4 protein-coding genes are annotated in these 8,409 nt (G+C 69.8%); all 4 read right to left on the minus strand.

Features of this window, described 5'->3' with window-relative positions; all coding sequences use genetic code 11:
* Window positions 1-109 precede the first annotated feature (109 nt).
* On the minus strand, window positions 110-1,765 hold the full coding sequence (gene narH / locus G6024_RS13695; RefSeq protein WP_069390164.1) for a nitrate reductase subunit beta: 1,656 nt from the start codon (window positions 1,763-1,765) through the stop codon (window positions 110-112).
* Window positions 1,765-5,538 (minus strand): nitrate reductase subunit alpha, encoded by a 3,774-nt coding sequence (locus G6024_RS13700; RefSeq protein WP_159148946.1) that lies wholly within the window; start codon window positions 5,536-5,538, stop codon window positions 1,765-1,767. Before G6024_RS13700 ends, narH begins: the two co-directional genes overlap by 1 nt.
* Window positions 5,535-6,815 (minus strand): MFS transporter, encoded by a 1,281-nt coding sequence (locus tag G6024_RS13705; protein ID WP_159148947.1) that lies wholly within the window; start codon window positions 6,813-6,815, stop codon window positions 5,535-5,537. The genes G6024_RS13700 and G6024_RS13705 overlap by 4 nt, the downstream gene beginning before the upstream one ends.
* A gap of 230 nt (window positions 6,816-7,045) precedes the next feature.
* Entirely contained in the window at window positions 7,046-8,323 is a 1,278-nt protein-coding gene (locus tag G6024_RS13710) for a globin domain-containing protein (RefSeq protein ID WP_159148948.1), read from the minus strand.
* Window positions 8,324-8,409 lie beyond the last annotated feature (86 nt).

Genomic DNA, 8,409 nt, shown 5'->3' on the forward strand with positions numbered 1-8,409 from the left:
CGCGCCGCGGCCCACCGCCGGCCCGCTGCCGGGGCCCACCGCCCGACGCACCCGCGCGAACAGGTCGCTCCCGAAGCCGGTTCCGGCCAGGAATTGTGCACCCATCGCGTTAGTCCTTGCTTCCGGGGAACAGGCCGCCCGTGCCGAGACCGTCCCAGTTGAGGAGGTTGACCCTTCTGGACTTGTCGCCCGGCGACGCGATGGTGTCCGAGGTCTGCCGCTGTTTGAGGGCGTGGAAGCTCTCGACGGCGATCGGCAGGGCCTGGTCACCCGAGCCCTCGCCGAACGGCCCGGACTCGCCCATCATCCCGGGCCCGCCCTCGTAGTCCAGGCTGCACTCGGTGGCCAGTTCCTCCAGCGAGTGGGCCTGTTCCTGGTGGGCGGTGGGGATCACGTAGCGCTCGTCGTAGTGGGCCAGGGCCAGGAGTCGGTACATGTCGTAGACGTCCTCCTCGGTCATCCCGACGGCGTCGCAGATCTCCGCACGGGGTTCGCGGCCGAGGTTGATGTCACGCATGTAGGTGCGCATCGCGGCCAGTCGGTTGAGCACCACCTGGATGGCGTCCACGTCGCCCGCGGTGAACAGCTCCGCGAGGTATTCCATGGGGATGCGCATGGTGTCGATGGCGCCGAAGAGGGTGTCGGCGTCCTCGCCGTCACCGCCGTCCGCGGCGACCCGGTCGACGATGGGCGACAGCGGCGGGACGTACCAGACCATCGGCATGGTGCGGTACTCCGGATGCAGCGGCAGGGCCACCTCGAACCGGGAGATGAGCTGCCAGATCGGCGACCGCTGGGCGCCCTCGACCCAGTCGTCCGGGATGCCGGCCTCGCGGGCCGCGGCGACCACCTCGGGATCGTTCGGGTCGAGGAAACACGAGCGCTGCGCGGCGAGCAGCTTGTGCTCGTCCGGCTCGGAGGCCGCCTCGAGCACCCTGTCGGCGTCGTAGAGGATGAGTCCGATGTACCGCAGGCGTCCCACGCACGTCTCCGAGCACACGGTGGGGATGCCCACCTCGACGCGGGGGAAGCAGAACGTACATTTCTCGGCCTTGCCCGTGCGGTGGTTGAAGTACACCTTCTTGTACGGGCAGCCGGTCACGCACTGGCGCCAGCCGCGGCAGCGGTCCTGGTCCACCAGGACGATGCCGTCCTCGACCCGCTTGTACATCGCGCCCGACGGGCACGAGGACACGCACGACGGGTTGAGGCAGTGCTCGCAGATGCGCGGCAGGTAGAACATGAAGGTCTCGGAGAACTCCGCCTTGATCTCCTCGCTCACCTTGGCCAGGATCGGGTCGTCCTTCAGGTGGGTGGGGGAACCGCCCAGGTCGTCGTCCCAGTTGGCGGACCACGAGATCTTCATCGGCTTGCCGCTGATGAGCGAGTACGGCCGGGCTACCGGCGTGTGCTCCTGCAGGGGCGAGGACACGAGCGTGTCGTAGTCGTACGTCCACGGCTCGTAGTAGTCGTCGATCGACGGCATTGTGGGGCTGGAGAAGATCTGGAGCAGCTTCTTCATCCGCCCGCCGGCCTTGAGCCTGAGCTGGCCGTTCTTGCCGAGTTCCCAGCCGCCCTTCCACCGCTCCTGGTCCTCGTACGTCCGGGGATACCCCTGCCCGGGTCGGGTCTCGACGTTGTTCCACCACATGTACTCGGTGCCGGACCGGTTGGTCCACGCCTGCTTGCAGGTCACCGAGCAGGTGTGGCAGCCGATGCACTTGTCCAGGTTCATCACCATGGACATCTGGGCCATGACGCGCATCAGTACTGCACCTCCTGGGAGCGACGGCGGATGACCGTCACCTCGTCACGTTGGTTTCCGGTGGGGCCGATGTAGTTGAACGCGTAACTGAAGTGCGCGTACCCGCCGATGAGATGGCTCGGTTTGATGAGGATGCGGGTTGCCGAGTTGTGGATACCGCCGCGCTTGCCCGACGCCTCCGCGATCGGCACGTCGACCACGCGGTCCTGCGCGTGGTGCATGTAGACCGTTCCGGCCGGCATGCGGTGGGAGACGATGGCGCGGGCGACGACGACGCCGTTGCGGTTGACCGCCTCGATCCAGTCGTTGTCCACGACGCCGATGAGCTCGGCGTCCTCCTTGCTGATCCAGATGGTCGGCCCGCCGCGGGACAGGCTGAGCATGAGGAGGTTGTCCTGGTACTCCGAGTGGATCGACCACTTGTTGTGCGGGGTGAGGTAGCGGACGGTCAGCGCCGCGCCGCCGGACCCGTCATCCGAGCCGAGGACGGGCTCGCCGTAGAGCTGGTGCATGTTGAGCGGCGGCCGGTACACCGGCAGTTGCTCGCCCATCTCGGCCATCCAGTCGTGGTCCATGAAGAACTGCATCCGCCCGGTGAGCGTGTGCCACGGCTTGAGCCGCTCGACGTTGATGACGAACGCGCTGTACCGCCGGCCGCCGTGCTCGGACCCCGACCACTCGGGGGACGTGATGACCGGCTGGGGCCGGGACTGGGTGTCCGCGAAGGTGATGCGCTTGCCCTCCTCGCCCCGCGACAGGTCCGCCAGCTCGCGGCCGGTCCGGGCCTCGAGCTGCTCGAACCCCTGCGTCGCCAGCCGTCCGTTGGTCGTCCCGGACAGGGTGAGGATCGCCTCGCACATCCGGATGTCGGTGTCGAGCCGCGGTCGACCCTTCCCGACGCCCTTGCGGGTCTCGCCGTTTGACTTGAGCAGGACCCCGATCTCCTTGTCGGGTTTGAGCATGAGTCCCTTGACGGGCATGCCGACCTCCTCCGCGAGCGGGCCGAGCGACCCGAACTTCTCCCCGAGCAGGCGGTAGTCGCGCTCGACCGCGGTGATCTTGGGGAAGTTCTTCCCCGGGACGGGCTCACACGAGCCGTCCTTCCAGTCCGAGACCGTGCCGCCCGGGTTGGCGAGCGCGTCCGGGGTGTCGTGCCCCAGCGGCGTCGCCACCACATCGGTCCGGATGTCGAGGTGACCGTGGCTGAGCTCGGAGACCTTCTCGGCTAGGAGGCGGAACGTCTCGAAGTCCGTCTTGGTCTCCCACGGCGGGTTGATGGCGGCGTTGAACGAGTGCACGAAGGGGTGCATGTCCGTCGACGACAGGTCGTGCTTCTCGTACCAGGTGGCCGCGGGGAACACCAGGTCGGAGAACAGGGTCGTGGACGTCATCCGGAAGTCGAGCGTGGTGAGCAGGTCCAACTTGCCGTCCTCGGCGTCCTCCCGCCACACCATGTCCCGCCCGCGGTGGCCCTCGGGGGCCTGGTCGGCGCGCAGTGACGAGTCGGTGCCCAGCAGGTGCTGGAGGAAGTACTCGTCCCCCTTGGCCGACGACCCGAGCAGGTTGGAGCGCCACACGGTGAGCACTTTGGGCGCGTTGCCGGGGCCGTCCGGGTCCTCGGCGGCGAACCGCAGTGACCCGTCCTTGATCCGGCCCACCACGTGATCGGCCGCCGGCACCCCGGCGTCGGAGGCCTCCGCGCCCAGGTCCAGCGGGTTGGCGTCGAAGGTCGGGTAGGACGGCATCCAGCCCAGCCGGGCCGACATCGCGACGAGGTCCGGGGTGCTCAGGCCGGCGAAGCGATTCTCGCCGGTGGCGGCGGTCAGGACGTCGGCCCCGTAGGAGTCGTACTTCCACTGCCCGGTGTGCAGGTAGAAGAAGGCGGTGGCGATCATCTGCCGGGGCGGGCGTGACCAGTCCAGGCCCATTCCCACCTGCTGGAACCCGGTCAGCGGCCGGACCTTCTCCTGCCCGACGTAGTGGGCCCAGCCGCCACCGTTGACACCCTGCGTCCCGGTGAGGATGGTCAGCGCCAGGAAGGCCCGGTAGATGACGTCGGAGTGGAACCAGTGATTGGTGCCGGCGCCCATGAGGATCATGGACCGGCCGCCGGACTCGAGGGCGTTGCGGGCGAACTCGCGACCGATCCGCTCGGCCTGGGCGGCCGGCACGCCGGTGTGCTGCTCCTGCCACGCCGGGGTGTAGGGCTCGAGGTCGTCGTAACCGCTCGGCCAGCTGCCCGGCAGGCCCTGGCGGGCCACGCCGAACTGCGCCATCATCAGGTCCAGGACGGTGGTGACGCGCAGGTCCTCGCCGTCGTCACCCCTCACCGTCCGGTAGGGCACGCCGCGGGTGATGGTCCCGGCGTCGCCACGCACGGTGTCGAAGCGGGGCAGGACGACCTCGGCGGTGCCCTCCAGGGTGTCGAGCAGACTCAACGCGGGGTCGATGTCACCCAGGTCGAGGTTCCAGTTCCCGGCACCCTGCTCGCCGAACCGGTCGCCCAGGGTGCCGTTCGGGACCACCGGGCGCCCGGTCACGGCGTCCATGAGGACGGTCTTGTTCGCGGCGTTCTCCCCGGGGGCCGCCTCGAGCACGCCGTCGGCGAGCATGTCCGCTGTGACGAACTTGTGCGGGACCACCGACCCGTCCCCGCGCGTGCGCAGGGTGATGAGGAACGGCAGATCCGTGTACTTCTTGGCGTACGACTCGAACTCCGGCGTGGACCGGCGGGCGTAGAACTCGGTGAGCACGACGTGCACCATCGCCATGGCGAGGGCGCCGTCGGTGCCGGGGTGCGGGTGCAGCCACTCGTCGGCGAACTTGGTGTTGTCCGCGTAGTCGGGGGAGACCACCACCACCTTCTGGCCCCGGTAGCGGGCCTCGGTCATGAAGTGGGCGTCCGGGGTGCGCGTGACGGGGACGTTGGAGCCCCACATGATGAGGTAGGACGAGTTGAACCAGTCCGCGGACTCTGGGACGTCGGTCTGGTCGCCGAACACCTGGGGCGAGGCCACGGGCAGGTCCGCGTACCAGTCGTAGAACGACAGCATGGATCCGCCGAACAACTCGATGAAGCGGGAGCCGGCGCCGAACGAGGCCATGGACATCGCCGGGATGGGCGAGAACCCGGCGACCCGGTCCGGGCCGGAGGTCTTGGCCGTGTAGACGTGGGCGGCGGCGGCGATCTCCATCGCGTCCTCCCACCGGCAGCGCACCAGTCCGCCGTGGCCGCGGGCCCGCTTGTAGTAGGCGGTCTTCTCGTGGTCCTCGACGATCGAGGCCCACGCGTCCACCGGGTCGGAGTGCTCCGCGCGGGCCGCGCGCCACAGCTCCATCAACCGGCCACGGATGTAGGGGTAGCGCACGCGGGTGGGGGAGTAGGTGTACCAGGAGAAGGCGGCGCCGCGCGGGCAGCCGCGGGGCTCGTAGCCGGGCATGTCGTCGCCGATGTCCGGGTAGTCGGTCTGCTGCGACTCCCAGGTGATGATCCCCTCCTTGACGTACACCTTCCACGAGCACGAGCCCGTGCAGTTGACGCCGTGCGTGGAGCGGACCACCTTGTCGTGACTCCAGCGGTCGCGGTAGAACACGTCCGACTCCCGCCCGCCGGAGTGCGTGACGGTCCGCAGGTCGTCGGAGGCCTCCCCCCGGCGGAAGAACCGGCCGGCCCGCAGCAGGGCATCGGAGGCGGGGCCGTCCATCCGACCGGACCCGGTGCCGCGGCCCTCCGGCGTCGGCGAGGCGGGGCGGGGGGAGTCGATGCTGGTCATGCCGGGGTCCTTTCCGTGGCGGCGGGCTCACTGCGACGGGTACGGAGGAACCACAGCCAGGTGAGGGCGGCGGTGGCGATCGAGAGGACGAAGAGCAGGAGCAGCCCGACGCGGTAGTTGCCGTGGGCGGTCCAGAAGTAGCCGAGCAGCAGCGGGGGGACGAAGCCGCCGAGGCCGCCGACGGCACCGACGATGCCGGTGACCGACCCGACCGCGGTGGGCTCGACCAGTTCGGCCACCAGGGCGAACACGGCGCCGGAGGCGGTGCCCAGCGACGCGGCCATGAACAGGAAGACCGCCGTCCCGACGGGGTAGAAGGTGCCGGCATCCGCGCTGACGAGCGGCATGCGCTCCGTCGCGGCGGCGGCCATCAACCCGGTGACGGTGTAGCTCACGATGAGCACCCAGGCGCCGGGGAGCCTGTCGGCCAGCGCGCCGCCGAGGGGTCGGCAGGCCACCGCGATCACCACGAACACGGCGGTCCGCAGGGCCGCGTCCTCCGTCTCCAACTCGTAGAAGTTGTGTAGGTACGTGGGCAGATAGACGGAGAACGCCACGAACCCGCCGAAGCCCATCGCGTAGAGCCAGGCCAGTTTGAGGGTGACGGGACGGGCGAGGGTCCTGGCCGCCTTGACCACCCAGTTTCCCTGGGCGGGCGTCCAGGTCGGCGAGTTCTTCAGGAGCATCCGGGCGACGACCGCGTACACGGCCAGCAGGATCGCGACCAGGACGAACGGCGCCTGGTCGCCGAACGCCTCGCGGAGCCGCAGGGTCGTGAACGCGGCGATGGCCGTGCCGCCCATGCCGGCGCCGAAGATGCCGATCGCCGTGCCGCGCCGGTTCGGCGGGAACCAGGAGTTGACGGTGGGGACGCCGACGGCGAACGAGGTGCCGCCGATGCCCAGGAAGAATCCGCCGATGAGCAGAGCGGTCAGGCTGTTGTCGACGAAACCGACGAACAGGGTGGGGAGGATCGTCAGCGCGGCGATCAGCGGGAACATCGTGCGGCCGCCGAGGCGGTCGGTGAGCGCGCCGACGGGGATCCGGCCGAGTGACCCGACCACGACCGGCAACGCCACGACGAGCGATTGTTGGAACGACGTCAGTCCCAACTGGTCCTTGTATGTCGCGCCCAGCGGTCCCATCAGGGCCCACGCCCAAAAGGTGAGAAGGAATCCCGAGAAGCACAGGGCCAGTGCGAGGTTCGCTTTCCCCGGGTCGGGGACGACAGGGGGCCCCGCATCGCGGGTCGCGGAATCTGGTGCTGAGGACACCATGGGTCCTTTCGCGTCGGCTCTCGCTGCGTCGGATCTGTGGTTTGTCTCGCTGCGCCGGGCCAGTTCGAGGGGGAACCGCCCGGACCCCAAGTGTCTGCCAGATCGCGGCGAGCGTCCGCGAGTTCGTCCACACGCCCACGAGTTGTTATAGGTCAAATACACTCCGCGACGCGCCTTTCGGGGCTGCGCGTGGGCCCGGACGGAGGCCATCCGGGCCCACGCCGGCGGGACTACACCAGCCAGTCGTTCGGGGCGAACAACTCCGCGTGGAGCCGCTCGGCGGGCACGCCGGCCTCGAGGAACTGCGGGCGCAGTGACTGGAGGAAGCCGGTCGACCCGCAGAGGAAGACGTGCGCCCCCTCGGGGAGTTCGACCGTCGCCAGGTCCATGAATCCCGGGTGGACCGCGCCCGGGCCGGCGACGGTGTCCGCCCCCTGCTCGTACCAGGTGTGGACCTCGGCGTCGGCGAGCAGCGAGGACTCGCCCGCGACCTCCTCGGCGAGGACGTGGTCGGCCGGCGATCGGTCGGCGTGCAGGACGAGCACGCGACGGGTGTCCTCCGTCGCCGACAGGTGGGCGACCATCCCGAGCATCGGGGTGATGCCGATCCCGGCCGAGCAGAGGACCACGGGCGCGGCGTCCTGGTCGCGGCCGATCCCGGCGGCGTCCAGGACGAGGTCGCCGAACGGGAGGGTGACTTGGATCGTGGTGCCGACCTCGGCGTGGGCGTGCAGCCAGCCCGAGACCTCGCCGGCGGGGCAGCCGAGCCCGCCCCGGACCTCGGCGTCGACCCGGCGGACACCGATGCGCCACGTGCCCTCGCCCGGTGCCGTCGACAGGGAGTACTGACGCAGCTGGCGCGCGCCGTCGGGGAGGACCACGCCGACGGAGGTGTACTGGCCCGGGCGGAAGTCGGGCAGCGGCTCGCCGTCCGGACCACCGAGGGTGATCACGGTGACCGAGTCCGTCACGTCCTCCCGGGAGATCACGGTGGCGGTGCGGAAGACGTCCCCCGGTTCCACCTGCGCCTCGGCGTAGAGGGCCTTCTCGAAGTCCACCAGGACGGCGGCCATGATCCAGTAGACCTCGTCCCACGCCGCCGCGACCTCCGGGGTGATCGCCTCGCCCAGGACCTCCACGATCGCGCCGAAGAGGTAGTCGTGGACCACCTGGTATTGGTCGGGGGTGATGCCGAGGCTCGCGTGCTTGTGCCCGATCCGGGAGAGCATGTCGACCGGGCTGCGGCCGTCCACCAGCAGGGAGGCGAACGTCGCGATCGACGCCGCGAGCGCGCGCTGCTGGGCGCCCAGCTTCTGGTTGCCGCGGTTGAAGGTGTCGCGGAGGAGTTCGGGATTGTCGGCGAACATCGTCCGGTAGAAGACGGGCGTGATCTCGTCGATGTGGGCGCCGATGACCGGCAGGGTCGCGCGGATGACGGTGGCGTGCTCCTCGGACAGCTCGCGGGGGTGCGCGAGGATCGACTCCAGGGTGGTGAGCGACGTGGTCATGGGGGATCTCCTTCTCGGGGCGTGACGGGGTGGCCCGGGCACCGTGGGGGCCGGACTGCGGGGTGGGGGTGATGTGGGGTGGGGGG

The organism is Dietzia maris (genome assembly GCF_014144855.1).
In the GTDB taxonomy this organism is placed as follows: Bacteria; Actinomycetota; Actinomycetes; order Mycobacteriales; family Mycobacteriaceae; genus Dietzia; species Dietzia kunjamensis.